Raw genomic sequence first — 14,608 nt, 5'->3', positions numbered from 1 at the left:
ACCCGCGTCTCAGCCTCCACAAGGCTGAAGGATAGTCCACTACCCTAACCCGGACGCGCACCTTCTCGTACCTCCGTCGCAGTCAAATACGTTACGACTCTCCTGCGGAGTGCGCCGGTCTCCCACAGACGGATCTACTGTCTGCCGCACCGCGAACCTTTTGTCGCCGAACGCGCTACGAACGGGCAACCGTGGCTATCACGGACAAGATCTACCTGAAGAATCATCGCCAGATCGTCTCCCAGTTGGACGTAACCATTCCGAAGGGCGCGTTCTCCGGTGCGACGATGGACGTCCTCTACTCGGGCGAGGGGATGACGAAACTCGACGACGCCACCCGCGACCGCCTCCTAGACTTCGCCGAGGATTTCCTCGACCCGAAGAACCCAGACGACCTCTACACGGGCTACCCCGAACGGCAGTTCGTCCGCTACATGCTGGAACTGCGCGCGCAGGGCCTCGGTCCCGACGCCATCGTCGACGTGATGAGCGACGAATATATGCTGTACGCGTATCCCGGCGACGTCCTCTCGTTCCTCGACAGCGCCGTCCGGACGCTGGAGGCAGCGGAGACGCTCGCCGAGGTCGAAGGTAACGACGAGATGGAAGCGAAAATGCGGAAGGCGCGGCGGGCGCTCTCGGGGTAACGCTGGTACTGGGACTACTCAGCCTGAGTCGTCCCGCGGTCGGTCTCCCGAGAGCGGCCGCTCGAACCCGTCGAGGCTATCCAAGTCGAAAGGATGGTTCTTCCGCCTCGCTCTCGTCGAGATCCTCGAGTTGAATGATCTCCTCGTTCTCGTCTTCGAGTTGCTCGCGGAGGTAGTTCACGTACCGCTTGTGCTCTTCGAGTTGCTCGCGGAGATGGTCGGCTTCCAGTTCAAGCCGTTCGTGCTCTCTAACGAAACTCTTCGGCACTTTGACCTTCGGCGGGAAACTCTCTTCGTCGCCGTTGCGGAGCTGTTCGAGTTCGTGTTCGGGGACGACCTGGACCTGGCCGTCGTGGGCAACGAGCGTGTCCACGTAATCGCGGAAGACCGCCGACAACGAGATGTCGCGCTCTTCCGCGATCTCCCGGAGCGTCTCGAACGCGTCCTCGTTAACGCGGAACGAGATCGTCTTGTTTTTGTTGCCCATAATCTCGTCTGTCAGTACGTCGGTCGATCCACTTAATGCTTCGTCAGACGTTGCCACGAAATCGGCGTCTCAGGGCCCGCCTACGGCTCCGGCTGGAGATCCTCGGTCGATTCAAGCGCACCGCCCGCGCCGCCGAGGCCGAGTTCGTCTCCGTCGGACTCCTCGAGACTCTCCAGCGCCGAGACGGCCGCCCCCGTGTACCGATCGGTCGGGAGGTCGTACTCCTCGCGGGCCATCCGCGCGTACTCGTTCCCCTCTTCGTCGAACGCACCGATGCGATCGATCGTCCGCTCGGCGGTCTCGACGACCCAGCGGTCCCGGGTCGCGGCGTCGACGACCTGGATCGATTCCGGTCGCACGGAGACGTTGACCGATCCGTCGTCGGTCTCGTACGTCCGCGGCTTGCCGACGACGGCGACGTACGCCGGCGCGTCAAGATCCCGGAGCGTGCCGGCGGCCTCGGGTTGATACTGCCCCGCGTAGACGAAGAACGTCCCCGTCGGGTCGACAATGCGACCGCGCCAGTACTCGTTGTCCTCGCCGACGTCGTCTTTTTCGGTCAGCGTGCCGACGAAGAATACTCGGTTCGCCTTCGCCCCCGTGGGGAGCAACTGGTAGACCGGCGCGCGGTCGTCCTCAGACTCTTTGAAGGTGAAGGCGGCGTCGTTGAACTCGTCTGCGAACACACGCCGCGCGACTTCTCGAGACGGAATCTCGTTGGAACTCATCTCAGATCGACCTCGCTTTGATCAGGACCGCTTCGGGATCGGTTGGTTCGGTGAGCCGTTCGACTTCGTCGGCCAGGACGTACCGACCCAACTCGGGACCGGAGACCCGGTAGTACGTTCCGAGGAGATCCTCGCGCATCTCCTCGACGACGACGGCCGTGTCGAGTGCGTCTTTCGCCATCTGCTGGGCCTCGTTGAGCGTGATCCCGGTGAGGTCCTCAGTGACCCCGCGGCCGAGGATGACCTCGTGGACGGTCTCGCCGTCGTCGAGGACGCCCTTGATCCGGAGATCGAACTCGCCCTCGACGTCGCCGTGCTCCGAACAGCGCCCGTTCTGGAGGACGCGCGTGCAGTTGTCCTCCGGGCATCGCTTGATCAGGCCGCTTCCCGACTGGATGTCCACGAGCGCGCCCTCGACGGTGACGGCGTCGTCGCCGACTTCGATGTCCTCGTCGAGGTGCTCGATAGTCGTCGTTCGGTTGAGTTTCACCGAGTAGTCCCCCTGGTACTCGTCGGTGACGACGTTACCCAGGTGGTAGGCCGCGCCCTCTTCGAGTTCGGGGAGGTCTGAGGTCTCGAAGGCGACGAACTTCGTCCGGCCGGACTCGTCGCCGAGCAAGCCAACCTGTGCGATCGACTCGCTCCGCGGCTCCCAGAGGTCGACGACCTTCGCGGTCACGTCGATCCACTGTTCGTCCTCGTCGATGTCGGCCACGCGGACCTCGTCGTTGCCGCCCTGACCGATCTCGTCGCGTTCGAGGCCGGCCTCTTCGAGGTAACTGTTTTCGACTGACCGGCGCGCCTCGTCGACGGGCACCCGGTACTCATCGACGAGCGTCTCCAGACGCTCCTCGACGTCTGACTCATCGACGTCCAAGTGCTCCGAGAACTGTTCCGCTATCTCCGCTGCGTGTGTTCGCAGGTCTGACATAGTTGCAATCGCCTCCACCTTGTTTTCCGTTGGGAGGCACACGGCGTTTGGTTCCCGATCGGTAATAAACTGTTGTAACCGGAGTGAACGTGAAAAAGCGTCCGTTTACCGCCGCTGCGCCACGAAACCGACCAACGGATTGATACCACTCGCGCCACCACACACAGCCGATGAGCGACCGTCTCGAACGGATCCTCCGACGGAAGTTCCGCGAGGCCGGGCGGCAGTACGCTCGCGCCAGGGATGCGTATCAAGAGGGCCGCGACGACGAGGAAAACGGACGCGCGGAGGAGGACGTCGTGCGCGCGCTCCCCCGCGACGACGAGGGGCGGGCGAAACTCGTCTGCCGTCGCGAGGCCGAGCGCCGCGCGGTCCACGTCGACGCCGACGGCACCCCGGCGTGCTTCGAGGCGGGGCACCCTGATTGTGAAGGCTGTCTGGCTGACGTCCGCGACAGCATCGTCGAGACGTGGGAATGACGGGAGGCTCGACGCCCGCCGGGCCGGTGGTCGCCGTCGTCCTCGCCGGCGGCACCGGATCGCGGTTGTATCCTGCCAGCCGATCCGACCGTCCGAAGCAGTTCCTCTCGCTGTTCGAGTCGAACTCGCTGCTCGAACAGACCGTCTCGCGCGCACGAGACGTGGCTGACGAGGTAGTCGTCGTCACCCGGGAATCCTACGCAGACGGCGTCCGCGAGCGCGTTCCGGACGTCGACGTTCTGGTCGAACCGGTCAGCCGCGATACCGGTCCGGCACTGCTCTACGCCACGGCACGCGTTGACGCGGCGTTCACCGATCCGGTGATCCTCGCCCTCCCGAGCGATCATCTCGTCGGCACGGGCTTCGCCGCCGCCATCCAGCGAGGGACCGAGGTAGCCGCCGCGACCGGTCGGCTCGTCACGTTCGGCGTCGAGCCCACCCGGCCGGAGACGGGGTACGGCTACATTGAACCCACACGGCGACCGTCGGCCGCAACAGAGTCCGATTCCGACGCCGAACCGGACACCGCGTGGGCCCCCGTCCAGTCGTTCCACGAGAAGCCAGACCCCGAAACTGCCGAGTCCTACGTCGCTGCCGGCCACTACTGGAACGCCGGGTTGTTCGCCTGGCGGCCGTCTGTCTTTCTGGAGGCGGCCGCCGACTCCCCAATCGCTGGGGTGGCGACGGCCCTCAGATCGATCGAACTGCCCGCGACTCTCGACGCGGGGTTCACCGCCGCGGACGTCGCTGGCGTGTTCGAGTCCGTCGATCCCGTGAGCGTCGATTACGCCATTTTCGAGGTCGCCGAGGAGGTCGCCGTCGTCCCGGTCTCGTTCCCCTGGGACGACGTCGGCGCCTGGGACGCGCTGGAGCGAGTCGTCGACCCCGACGATGACGGGAACGTCACCGCAGGCACCGTCGAACTCCACACCCTGGACGCCGGAGACAACGTCGTCGCCGCCGACGAAGCGCACGTCTCACTGATCGGCGTCTCAGACCTCGCGGTCGTGACCTGGGACGACCGCGTCCTCGTGGTGCCGAAAGACCGCGCACAGGACGTCAAACAGCTCGTTCGACGGCTGGAAGAGCGAGGCGAGTTCTGAACTGCAGTAGTCGGGCGTTCCAACCGGTCGAACCCGGCTTAGCCGTCGAATCCGGCGAGCCCAGTCAGTCGGCGGAGCGGCGCACCTGCACGCGCCCGCCGGTCGTCACGCCGACGAGCAGCGACTCTCGCACCTCTCTACCCTGAACAGCGTCGCCCGCAGCGTCGGAGATGGACTTCATCAACTCCGGCGCGGTCCGGTTGACCTTCACTCCGGCTTCGTCACAGGCGTCGTACACTTCCTTCGGGACGTCGTAGAGGTCGGTTCCTTCTTCGACGGAGACGCGGACGGGCGCAGCCAACGCCTCGGCGAAGGCGACCGTCTCGCGCGCCTTTTCCACGTTTCGCCGCGCGCTCGACTCCACGCTGGAGACGTTCGCCCGCGACGTCCCGAGCATCGACGCGATTTTCGACTGACGGACGCCCCGCTCTCTGAGCACCAGCACTTCAGCCTGCCGCCGCGTCAGCACGCTCTCGTCGGCGTCGAATCCGATCTCGCCGAGTGCTTCATCGACCTCGAGCCTCGGTTCCGACTCCGCATTCGACGAGTCGACGCCGTCGCGACTGCCCGTGTCGTCCGACCCGCCGGAGTTCTCTCCATCCACACCCGACTTTAGGTCGTCCCGCTCGGCGTCGTCCATATGCCCACTTTTGGGTCCGCGTGCAAAAAAGATACAGAAGCGACGCGGGGCCAGGCAGCCCCTGCCACGGAGTTCCGACCGACTCCGGCGAGTTCTCACAACGACGACTGTCCGTGCCGTCTCTTCCCGCGATCCGACAGGGGGCTATCCGCCCCAGAAGTTGTCTCGGCTGCCGAGTGCGGTCGATCTGTCGCGTCCGCTCGTTCGCTGGTCGTTCGAGTCGTTGTCGTCTGAGGCCTCGGTATCCTCGTCGCCGTCGTCGGCTTCGGCCTCGTCCTCGTCTTCGTCGAGCGGGATTCGCTCGACGACCCTCTTCGCCGTCGCGTGATTAGACTTCACCCGGTCGATCCGGACCACCGCGCGGGCCTCCGGTAACAGGCCGTCGATGAGCACGATGAACCCGTCGTCGGTCCGACCGACGCCGGCCCCGCTCTCGTGGATGTCGTCGACGTCGACGACGACCTCCTCGCCCGGCTTGACCGGTTGGGCCTTCAGGTCGCGGATGGGCTGATCGTAGTTGTTACACCACTCTGCGCCGCCGCGGTCACCGTAGTACTGACACCCCATCCCGTCGATCCGCTCAGAGAACCGGGGGCAGTCGTCGGCCAACGGACAGTCGGACATAGAATCGAATACTCCACGGCCTGTCTAAACGCTTGCGGGTCCGTGGGCGATCGGCCGTCGATACTGCCGCTGCGGCCGCTGGGTCAATCGCCCCGTTACGCGCTCGGAACCGCTCACCGCAACGCTTTCGACCGTCTCGCTCCGAGTAGTGGTATGTCCCGTCGTGTCCCCGAGTTCGCCGTCATCACGGGGGTGTTTCTCGGAATCTCGGCTGTCGTCTCCGGTGCCGTCCTCGGGTGGGGCCTCTACGCGACTGTCGTCGTGGCTGCCATCGTCTCATACCCGTTCGTCGCGTTCGGGATCCTCCGCGACGACGACCCCGCCGCCACGCTTCGCCCGCGGTGGCTCCTCGCCGCCGGCAGCGTCGTCGCGGCCGGCGGCGCGCTCGGTGTACTCCTCGACGACGCGACCCCGCGCGGTGCGCTCTTTGCGCTCCTGGTCGGCGCACTTCTCGCCGCCCCGGCCGCTGGCTACGCGACCCGCTATGAGGCTGACGTCAACCCCCTCCCGGCCCGGACCACCGTCCTCACCGGCGGCCTCCTCGGTGTCGGACTCGTCGGAACTGGCGTTCTCCTCGAGGCTCCGTACATCGGCACTGGCGCGGGCGTCGTCCTCGGACTCGGTTCCGCACTCTACGGGACGGCCCGCGGCGTTGCGTTCGACGCGCGGACGAAGCGCCTCGCCGCCGGAGCCGGTGGGCTGTTCGGCCTCGGAGTCGTCGCCGTCGGTGTCGTTCAGGGCGACTCGCTGACGCCGTGGCTACTGGTCGGCACGGCAGTCGCGGTCGTCCCGAGCCTCTACGTGGCGTTGACCTCAGCAGTGGATCGGCGGTCCTCGCGGGCTCGCTGAGCGTTACGCTCGCCTCCCGGACTATGCTAGCGGCGTCCGCTCGACGACCGTCCCATCGGCCGTCGGATACTGCTCGACGATCTCCCCCTCGGAGAGGTCGCCTTCCTCGATCATCTCCTCAAGCAGCCACCACGCCACCTCGACGTGATCGGACTTGACCGTGTAGAACTCCTCGGGGACGCCGAGAGCGTCGAGTTCCTCGGGCGAGATCCAGGTCTTCCCGTAGACGAGCGTCCCGTCGTCGGTCACCTCGTCGAACGGGCGACGGATGTTCCGTGCCATCCGCTTGAGACGATTGCGGTGCTGAGCAGCGTCCTTGAACACGGAGGTACAGAAATAGACCCGTTCGTGATCGCCCATTGTCTCCAGGATCTCCTCCTTCGAGCCGTCGACGGCGGACATATGCCCGTCTTGTAACTCGAAACCCTGCTCTTGCATCCGCCGGTAGTTCCCGTCGCTCATCTCGAACTCGTTGACGTTACAGAACTCGGCTGCGCCCTCGTCGAGGAACTCTATGAACTCCTCCTCGGCGCGTATTCCGGGAATCTCGAACGCCGGAGTGAGCCCCTCTTCGCGGGCGATGTAGAGGATCTCTTCCCACTCGGTCCCGTGGAGGTCGCCCCACAGTTCGTACGGCGGGTGGAACCGAATCTCGTCGAGTCCCGCCTCCGCGAGGCGTCGCATATTCTCCCGACCGCCGGTGATGCCGGTGTAGAGGTGCGTGTGGTGGTCCTCCCCGAACTCGTCTTTCAACAGCGAGAGGTACCGCGTCGTCTTCGCCATCGCCTCCTGCGGTTCGCCGCCGGTGATCGAGGTGCCGAGTGCGCTCATCCGCTTGGCCTCCTCGATCACGTCGTCGTCGGACTCAACGAGTCGCTCGTTGGCGTAGACGTCCGTGACGTTCTTCCGGTTCTCGCCGAGCGGGCAGTAAAAGCAGTCGCGCTGGTCACAGTAACCATAGACGAAAAGCACCATCTTTCCGCCCTTCGCGCACTGCTCACAGCCCTTCGATATCATTCGTCTCTTCCTACCGGTCCGAGACTCAAAAGTCGTGCTATGTGGAACAGATCTGGAACGTTCGGCCGACAAGCGAGACCTCACCCGGCACTGGCAGTCCCACCGCGGAACGAGACGCTGCCGAGGGCACGCTCGACGGTCGATCTGTTGGCCCCACTGATGACAACGACGACGACAGCGTCGTTACGAGCAGTGTGCGTGACGTGGACGGGCGTCCCCGCAGCACCGGGGAGCACTCGGACAGTCCGTTCTCGGTCGAGTATCGACGCCGTGTAGTTGCGCTGTGTCTCGTTGCCGAACGAGGGGAACTCGACCGACTCAGTGGCCATCCGTGCCCGGTCTGCCGGCGACATCGCCTGAATACGGTACTCCCCGGCGTACGTCTTCTCCGGAGTCGTGTAGACGACGACGGTGTCTGCCCCGCTGACATTGTCGTATGTGCGGGCGCGGCTCGAAACCCGCACGGATCGGTTTTGTGGATCCTCCCAGTTCGAGGTACGATCCCAGAACATCCGCATCTCGACCGGCGAGACGTCTGCCGTCCGCTCGTACCCCGACAGCGACATCGTCGCGTTTCGCGTCGGCTTGTCGGTCTCCTGTACGGTCGTACCGCATCCAGCAAGCAGCACGAGTCCGACCACCACTAACGTCGCAACTTGTCGTTCCACACGTGATTATGTGTCATACCCCGAGGCACAATACTCCGACGGCCGATTCGCCGTTGTCACTCCACTCGTCTGTCCCTCGTAGTTCGTCTCCTGCAATCATCCGTCTCCCGTTTTCGGCGGACCTGTCTCCACGTTCGTCCGGCTACTCCCGAAAGCAGATATACTGCGATTACGTACTCCACGTAGATGCTGCTGGTCCTCTGTGTCGATCTCGACGACGACCTCGGCCGCAAGACGGGGCTGGACACCCCCGCCGTCGGTCGGGACGCCGTCGAATCGGCCGCCGTGGACCTCGCGACCGCCGACCCGGAGGACTCCGACGTCAACGTCCTCTTTCAGGGCATTCACGAGCACGACGACCTCGAGGTCGATCCCGACGTCACCGAGGAGGTCACTGTCGCCGCCGTCACCGGGGCTCAGGCCGGTGACGTGAAAGCCAACCGCGCGATCGGCGAGGAGATCGACCGCGTGCTCGCGGGACTGTCGACCGGGGAGAACGTGAGCGCCATCGTCATTACTGACGGCGCGCAGGACGAGTCGGTCCTGCCGATCGTCCGATCGCGGGTTCCGATCGACAGCGTCCGCCGGGTCATTGTCCGCCAGGCACAGGATCTGGAGTCGATGTACTACACGATGAAACAGGTCCTGGCGGATCCCGAAACCCGCGGGACGATTCTGGTCCCGCTCGGCATTTTACTTCTCATCTACCCGTTCGTCACTATCGCGAGTTTCTTCGACGTTCCCGGTGCGGTCGTGCTGGGGGTCATCTCCGCGCTACTGGGCCTCTACACGCTCTTCCGTGGACTGGGTCTCGAAGACGCGGTCGACGACACCGCAGCCCGCATCAGAGACGTTCTCTACGAGGGCCGGGTCACGCTCATCACCTACGTCGCCGCCGCTGCGCTGCTCGTCGTCGGCGGGTTTCGCGGTTACGCGCTCTCCGAGACCGTTCGCGCGAGTGTCCTCGATCCTACTGCGCCAATCGTTCTGGCCGCGCTCGTTCACGGGGCCGTCCAGTGGTTCGCCGCCGCTGGCGTCACTTCGAGCCTCGGACAAGTCACAGACGAGTATCTCGCCGACCGCTTCAAGTGGCGCTACCTGAACGCGCCGTTCTACGTGATGGCCATCGCGATGGTTCTCTACGTCGTCTCGGGGTTCTTCCTGCCGCGCGGGATCGACGGAGTACAGTGGTTTTCACTCACGGAACTGGCAATCGGGCTCACCGCGGGGACGCTTCTGGGCGTGTTCAGCACGCTCGTGTTCGCGATAGCGGAATCGCGGTATCCTACCAGTCCGGAAACCGATACCGATGCGGCGCGCGGGTAATCGCTCTGAGATCGCACGGCTCGTGGGGAGTTCCTCGCAGACCGCACGGGTCGCGGATGACTCCTCGCAGGCGCTACCGCTTGCGGACGACGACAAACTCGGCGAGATCCTGTAAGTAGCCCAGCGGCTCGCTATCGTCGACCTCCGAGGCCTCCAGCGCGCTGAGCGCCTGACTCGACTGTTCGTGCGCTCGCTCGTTTGCCTCCGCCGCAGTGAGGTCCGTCACCTGCACCAGCGAGGGGCGATCCATCTCGGCGTCCTGGCCGGTCGGCTTACCCAACTCCTCGGCCTCGGCGGTGGCGTCGAGGACGTCGTCGCGGATCTGGAAAGCGACGCCCACCCGTTCGGCGTACTCGCCGAACGCCTCGACGGTGAAGGGGTCGGCCCCTGCCGCGACCGCGCCCAACTCGGCTGCCGCGCGGAACAGCGCCCCGGTCTTCCGGCGCGCGAGTTCCATATACTCCGCTTCGTCCGTCGGCTGCGCTACCAACTCGGTGGCCTCTCCCTCCCCGAGTTCGACCATCGACTCGGCGACGATCTGGGTCGCCTGATCGTTCTGTGAAAGGAGTGCGAACGCTTCGCCCAGCAGACCGTCCGAGGCGACGATCGCGGGGCCGTATCCGTACTCGGACCAGGCGCTCGCCGTCCCGCGGCGGACGTCCGAACGGTCGATGATGTCGTCGATGACGAGTGAGGCGTTGTGGACGAGTTCGATCGCGACCGCGAAATCGACGGCGGCGTCAGGATCGCCACCGCACGCTTCGCACGCGAGGACGGTCACCGCCGGACGCACGCGCTTGCCGCCGGCCAGCGCGACGTGGGCGACTTCCGCGGAGAGTTCCGGCGGATCGACGGCCTCGATGACCTCCTCCAGGCGGTCTTCGACCATCGAGACCCGACGCTCCAGATACTCCATTATCCCTCGCTGAGGATGGCGCGGCAAAAGAGGTTCCGGAAGCGACCCCGATTCGTCTCCCGAGGTGGTTCCGAGTTGTCACCGGAACCGGGGGGCGCCGACCCGACTACCGCAACAGATCCGTGCGTTATTCGTCCGTTCCGTTCTGCTCGTCGTCGGGAAGCGAAATCAGGTTCTCACGGCCCAAGCGGAGTTTATTGACTCGTCCTTCGTCCGCCATTGTCGACAGGAGTTGCGAGACCTTCGCGTCCGACCAGCCCGTCTCGTCGACGATTGTGGCCTGTTTCATCCGCCCGCCGTTCTGCTCCAGCAGGTGTTCGACGCGCTCCTCGTCCGAGAGCAGCGAGGGATCGATGCCCTCGCTCTCGTCGTCAGCGTCGTCGACGTCCCTCTCGGTGTCGGTCGTCGGTGTGGCATCGGAGTGCTCAGAGACACCTGCCGGAGGGGCCGCCTCACTACTGTGGGGCTCGTCTGCTGGCCCTTCCGGCCGCGTGACCTCGTCACCGGACGCTCTCCGTCGATCCGGCTGGACGGTCTGTCGGCCGCGAAGCACCCACGCGCCGGCCGCAATCGCCACCGCGATAACCGCGCCGCCGCCGATGAGGCTCAGGGGCAGCCGATCCGCCGGGCCGACGGTGGAGTACACGATCCGGAGGTCGCGGTCGCCCTCAAAGTCAGAGGGTTCGGTGAAGATGATCGCACTCTCGCGCTGCTGGACGGCGATGCTCGTACTCGTCACGGTGTATCCGTCGGGCGGTCGGATCCGGATCGTCTGGTCGGCGTCGAAGATCGAGAGCCACGTCTGTCGGTCGTCCTCCTCGGCGCTCGGAAGCGAGAACACGTCTTCGAGCACGAGCGTCTGGTTGTCGCCCTGTTCGAGGAAGTTGATCCAGGTGAAGGTGAGCGCGAGCGTGCCGGTCCCCCGGTCAGCATCGACCGAACCGCGGTACGTGACGTTCGTGATCGACATCTCCCGACCGGTCGCCTCGCTGGCCTGCTGGCTCAGCGCCTCGAACAGCATTACGCGCGGTCCCACGACCCCTTGCTCGTTCTCGTAGCGGGACGCAATTCGTCTGAACCCTTGTGTCTCGTTTTCGGTCTCGAGTGGGTATTGCATCTCGACCTGCCAGTACGCGCTCCGATCGGGACGCAGGGAGATTGTGACGCTGGTTTGCGGGAGCGTCGACTCTCCATCCGTCACTTGTGGTTCGACGACGCCCCCGTCGGGATCCGCCCCGAGCGCGAGCGCTGGTGCCGGTGCGGTGGCGGCGACGACGAGAAGGAGGGCCAGCAACGGCGCGGAGATCCGCATTGGCAAGCAATCTTCGTGGAACGCTCAAAACCCTTTCCATCACGCTACTATCCGCCGATGCCTGCCACCAGCACCCGTTCTGAAAGCCGCGGCGCGCCCCTCGTTGCACCTCCCTCTTGTCCGGTGATATCAAGAACTTCGTGGCATTTCGAAATGACCCCGTTTTTTGTAACGGCCAGATGTATCTCCCGAGTATGCGTGCCGCCCCGCTCACCCTCGCAGTTCTTCTCCTCGTTTCGGCGGTTGCTGGGAGCGTGCCAGCGGCCACGCCGAACAGCCCCTCACAGCAGTCGGCTCGGGCGACCCCACCTGACGCCGGTCGGACACCGGCCGCCGTCGGTTCGACACCGACGCTCGGCGACCTGGCCGTATCCGGAGCCCCGACAGCCCAAGTATCAACGCCCGAGGAGCCGCCCGAACGGCTGATCAACGTCCTCGCAGTTCCCGACAGCGCGGCGACGCGGAGTACGCTCGACACCGAGTACGTCGAACTGGGCAGTGGCCTCGGGTTCTCCTCCGACGTGACAGACGCCCACCTCCGGACCGAGTCTGTCATCGAACGTATCGAATCCGCAGAGACCCGCGAGACGCGGCAGCAGTACCTGCTCCAGTCTGTCAGCGAGGTCGAACAGCGGATCGTCGCGCTCCGCTCCCGCCAGCGGCAGGTGGCCGCGGCGTACGGCCAGGGGGAACTCCCGCCCCGGCAACTGCTGTACGAACTTGCGTTGATCGACGCCGAAGCCCGTGAACTCGAAGACCGACGAAGCCGACTGCAGTCGCTCGCTCAGTCGACGTCCGGGTTCAGCATCTCAGCCTCCCGCTTCGGGAACATCGAACTCGAACTGAACACGCTCACCGGTCCCGTCCGGGGCTACGCGGCCGCGGTGCTCCGCGGTGAAGCCACCTCCGGCCGGTTCTTCGTTCAGACCGGACCGAACAGCATCACTCTCGCAGTCATCCGCGACGGAACGTACGTCCGTGAGGTGTTCCGCGGACCGCTCCGCGGTGAGACCGGCGATTCGTTCTCTCTCGTCGAGGCCGTCAACGTCACCGAGCAGGCGTACCCGACGGTGGCGGACCTCCGACTCCGCGACGACACGCTGGGGAATCCCGACAGCGACAGCGCGCGAGTGACCATCGAGCACAGGCGCGGGCGACTGGTCGCCTTTGTCGACAGCGGGAGCAAACGGGTCTTCCAGGAGTACCAGTACCGCCCGATCGACCAGGTGGTCACGAGGTCGCCAACGTCGGCGGTCAGAGATGCGATGAACCTGACGGCGTACCGGACGTACCCCGGCGGCCCGGTCAGACTCCAACTCAACAGCACGGAGACCGGTGAACCGATCGACGCCCAGATCACGGTCGGACCGGCCGGCGGTCGAAGCACCGTCGTCGGACAGACCGGACCGGACGGCTCGCTGTGGACGCTGGCGCCGAGCAACCGGTATCAGGTGACGGCGATCGACGGCAGTTCGGTCGTCGTTCTTTCCGTCCAGCCGACCTCGACGCCGGCGGTCTACGGCGCGCTCAACGAGACAAACGAAACCGGAACGGCGACCGCTGATACCTCGACGTAGCACGCTCAGTCTCCGCGACCGTCCGAGCCTTCTTATCGGATCGGGCGGCCAACGCCGCTGTGACCTCCCGAGCCGCAGCCCCAGTGGTCGGTGTCGCGCTCCTCCTGCTCGTCGGCGTCGGCCTCGGCGGCGTCGTCGCCGTGAGCGCGGAGGCCGTCGTATCGGCCACGGGCGGGCCGCCGGCCACCGCCACGTCGGCTGCTGGTGCGTCGGAGACGGTCGGCCTCTCGCTCACGCTCGACGACGACACGGTCTCGCTGACACACGAGGCCGGGCCGGCGCTCGAACTGGCGGCGGTCGAACTGGTGGTGACGGTCGACGGCGTTCCGCTCCGGTATCAGCCGCCGGTCCCGTTCTTCGCGGCCAGCGGGTTCCGGGCAGGACCGACCGGGCCGTTCAACGTCGCCAGCGACGACAGCTGGTCGATCAGTGAGACCGGTTCATTCCGGCTGGCGGCGACGAACGCGCCACGCCTGGCTCCGGGACGGACGGTGTCGGTCACCGTGCTCGTCGGGAACGAACGTGTGGGTCGCGTGCGCGGAGTGGTCGATTGAGGGGGTGTACGTGTGAGTGCGACAGATACGCTACACAGCGAATTGAATCGACGACCACAGTGCCCCAGCTGATAGAATCCTCGGTCGAAGCGACCGGGTACGCCTCGGGGTCGGTCTACTCGTCAGGAGCGCGCGCGATGGTCGTGATCGCTCGTGGACTTCCAGGGTAGGCTTGCTGGATGTGGTGCTCGATGTCGACGAAGCCGGCCTCCTCGAACATCCGCTGGGCCTCGGTCTCGTCGTAGAACAGCATAATCGCATCCGCGAGCTCCTGAAAGAGCCGGTTGTTCGGGTAGTCCGGCCCGACGACGAGGACGCGGTGACCGGGCTTGACGACGCGTCGGAACTCGGCCAGCGCGTCGACGGGGTTCGGCCAGTACTCGATCGACCCGGACGACCAGACGACGTCGAACGCGTCGTCGGCGAAGGGAAGGCGTTCGGCGTCACCGCGGTAGAACCGAACCTTCTCTCGGGTCCCGAACTTCTCGAACGCCTTCTCCATCTGGTGTCGGCTCTGATCGAGGCCGTGGATGTCGTCGGTGTAGCGGAGCAGCCCCTCGGTCGCGAAACCGGTGCCGCAGCCGACGTCGAGGACGCGGTCGCCCTGCTCGATGGCGAGCCATTCCAGCGCCGCGTCGCGCATCTCCTCGTTCCAGATGAAGGGGTTGATCTGGTCGTATACCTTCGAGAGGTATTTGTAAAACAGGCGCGCATTGGCCTTGTCTTCGAGGACTCCCATCGCCCGCCACT

17 protein-coding genes are annotated in these 14,608 nt (G+C 65.4%); 7 read left to right on the top strand and 10 right to left on the bottom strand.

The window, feature by feature from the left end; all coding sequences use genetic code 11:
- The first annotated feature begins 191 nt into the window (after window positions 1-191).
- The gene (locus tag ABEI27_RS13005) at window positions 192-647 is read left to right on the top strand and encodes a DUF5814 domain-containing protein (protein ID WP_375799833.1); all 456 of its coding nucleotides are present in this window, start codon (window positions 192-194) and stop codon (window positions 645-647) included.
- Window positions 648-723: 76 nt separating this feature from the next.
- Here ABEI27_RS13005 and ABEI27_RS13000 read toward each other — a convergent pair whose 3' ends face one another.
- From ABEI27_RS13000 to ABEI27_RS12990, 3 genes are all read right to left on the bottom strand, one after another.
- Window positions 724-1,134 carry a ribbon-helix-helix protein, CopG family gene (locus tag ABEI27_RS13000; RefSeq protein ID WP_375799834.1) on the bottom strand — a complete coding sequence of 137 codons (411 nt, stop codon included), beginning with the start codon at window positions 1,132-1,134 and terminating at the stop codon, window positions 724-726.
- A gap of 80 nt (window positions 1,135-1,214) precedes the next feature.
- Window positions 1,215-1,862 (bottom strand): RPA family protein, encoded by a 648-nt coding sequence (locus tag ABEI27_RS12995; RefSeq protein WP_375799832.1) that lies wholly within the window; start codon window positions 1,860-1,862, stop codon window positions 1,215-1,217.
- A 1-nt stretch (window position 1,863) separates the two neighbouring features.
- A complete protein-coding gene (locus ABEI27_RS12990; protein ID WP_375799831.1) occupies window positions 1,864-2,793 on the bottom strand; it encodes a replication factor A in 930 nt (309 codons plus the stop codon).
- 170 nt (window positions 2,794-2,963) lie between these two features.
- Between ABEI27_RS12990 and ABEI27_RS12985 the strand changes: the two genes are divergently transcribed.
- The gene (locus ABEI27_RS12985; protein WP_375799830.1) at window positions 2,964-3,272 is read left to right on the top strand and encodes a hypothetical protein; all 309 of its coding nucleotides are present in this window, start codon (window positions 2,964-2,966) and stop codon (window positions 3,270-3,272) included.
- A complete protein-coding gene (locus tag ABEI27_RS12980; protein WP_375799829.1) occupies window positions 3,269-4,375 on the top strand; it encodes a mannose-1-phosphate guanylyltransferase in 1,107 nt (368 codons plus the stop codon). The genes ABEI27_RS12985 and ABEI27_RS12980 overlap by 4 nt, the downstream gene beginning before the upstream one ends.
- A gap of 64 nt (window positions 4,376-4,439) precedes the next feature.
- Here the strand turns inward: ABEI27_RS12980 and ABEI27_RS12975 are convergent, their stop codons facing one another.
- Window positions 4,440-5,015, bottom strand: coding sequence for a Tfx family DNA-binding protein (locus ABEI27_RS12975; protein ID WP_375799828.1), 576 nt, complete (start codon window positions 5,013-5,015; stop codon window positions 4,440-4,442).
- A gap of 144 nt (window positions 5,016-5,159) precedes the next feature.
- The gene (locus ABEI27_RS12970; RefSeq protein ID WP_375799827.1) at window positions 5,160-5,639 is read right to left on the bottom strand and encodes a TRAM domain-containing protein; all 480 of its coding nucleotides are present in this window, start codon (window positions 5,637-5,639) and stop codon (window positions 5,160-5,162) included.
- A gap of 153 nt (window positions 5,640-5,792) precedes the next feature.
- On the opposite strand from ABEI27_RS12970, the gene ABEI27_RS12965 reads away from it, so the two are divergent.
- Entirely contained in the window at window positions 5,793-6,488 is a 696-nt protein-coding gene (locus tag ABEI27_RS12965) for a hypothetical protein (protein WP_375799826.1), read from the top strand.
- 21 nt (window positions 6,489-6,509) lie between these two features.
- On the opposite strand, the gene ABEI27_RS12960 is transcribed toward ABEI27_RS12965, so the two are convergent.
- Window positions 6,510-7,505, bottom strand: a complete 996-nt coding sequence (locus ABEI27_RS12960) for a radical SAM protein (protein ID WP_375799825.1) — start codon at window positions 7,503-7,505, stop codon at window positions 6,510-6,512.
- Window positions 7,506-7,585: 80 nt separating this feature from the next.
- Entirely contained in the window at window positions 7,586-8,173 is a 588-nt protein-coding gene (locus ABEI27_RS12955) for a hypothetical protein (protein WP_375799824.1), read from the bottom strand.
- A gap of 186 nt (window positions 8,174-8,359) precedes the next feature.
- On the opposite strand from ABEI27_RS12955, the gene ABEI27_RS12950 reads away from it, so the two are divergent.
- Window positions 8,360-9,499 carry a DUF373 family protein gene (locus ABEI27_RS12950; RefSeq protein ID WP_375799823.1) on the top strand — a complete coding sequence of 380 codons (1,140 nt, stop codon included), beginning with the start codon at window positions 8,360-8,362 and terminating at the stop codon, window positions 9,497-9,499.
- A 73-nt stretch (window positions 9,500-9,572) separates the two neighbouring features.
- Here ABEI27_RS12950 and ABEI27_RS12945 read toward each other — a convergent pair whose 3' ends face one another.
- Window positions 9,573-10,415: a polyprenyl synthetase family protein gene (locus ABEI27_RS12945; protein WP_375799822.1), complete on the bottom strand. Its 843-nt coding sequence runs from the start codon at window positions 10,413-10,415 to the stop codon at window positions 9,573-9,575.
- 127 nt (window positions 10,416-10,542) lie between these two features.
- Window positions 10,543-11,727, bottom strand: a complete 1,185-nt coding sequence (locus ABEI27_RS12940; protein WP_375799821.1) for a helix-turn-helix transcriptional regulator — start codon at window positions 11,725-11,727, stop codon at window positions 10,543-10,545.
- A gap of 194 nt (window positions 11,728-11,921) precedes the next feature.
- Here ABEI27_RS12940 and ABEI27_RS12935 point away from each other — a divergent pair, with 194 nt between their 5' ends.
- Both ABEI27_RS12935 and ABEI27_RS12930 read left to right on the top strand, forming a co-directional pair.
- Window positions 11,922-13,304, top strand: coding sequence for a hypothetical protein (locus ABEI27_RS12935; RefSeq protein ID WP_375799820.1), 1,383 nt, complete (start codon window positions 11,922-11,924; stop codon window positions 13,302-13,304).
- A gap of 59 nt (window positions 13,305-13,363) precedes the next feature.
- Entirely contained in the window at window positions 13,364-13,858 is a 495-nt protein-coding gene (locus ABEI27_RS12930) for a type IV pilin (protein ID WP_375799819.1), read from the top strand.
- A 115-nt stretch (window positions 13,859-13,973) separates the two neighbouring features.
- On the opposite strand, the gene ABEI27_RS12925 is transcribed toward ABEI27_RS12930, so the two are convergent.
- Window positions 13,974-14,597 carry a methyltransferase domain-containing protein gene (locus ABEI27_RS12925; RefSeq protein ID WP_375799818.1) on the bottom strand — a complete coding sequence of 208 codons (624 nt, stop codon included), beginning with the start codon at window positions 14,595-14,597 and terminating at the stop codon, window positions 13,974-13,976.
- Window positions 14,598-14,608: the final 11 nt, after the last annotated feature.

Source organism: Halobellus sp. (assembly GCF_042218505.1).
In the GTDB taxonomy this organism is placed as follows: domain Archaea; phylum Halobacteriota; class Halobacteria; order Halobacteriales; family Haloferacaceae; genus Haloquadratum.
The sequence above is the reverse complement of the archived record's forward strand: the minus strand, read 5'-3'. Positions and strand labels throughout refer to the sequence as shown.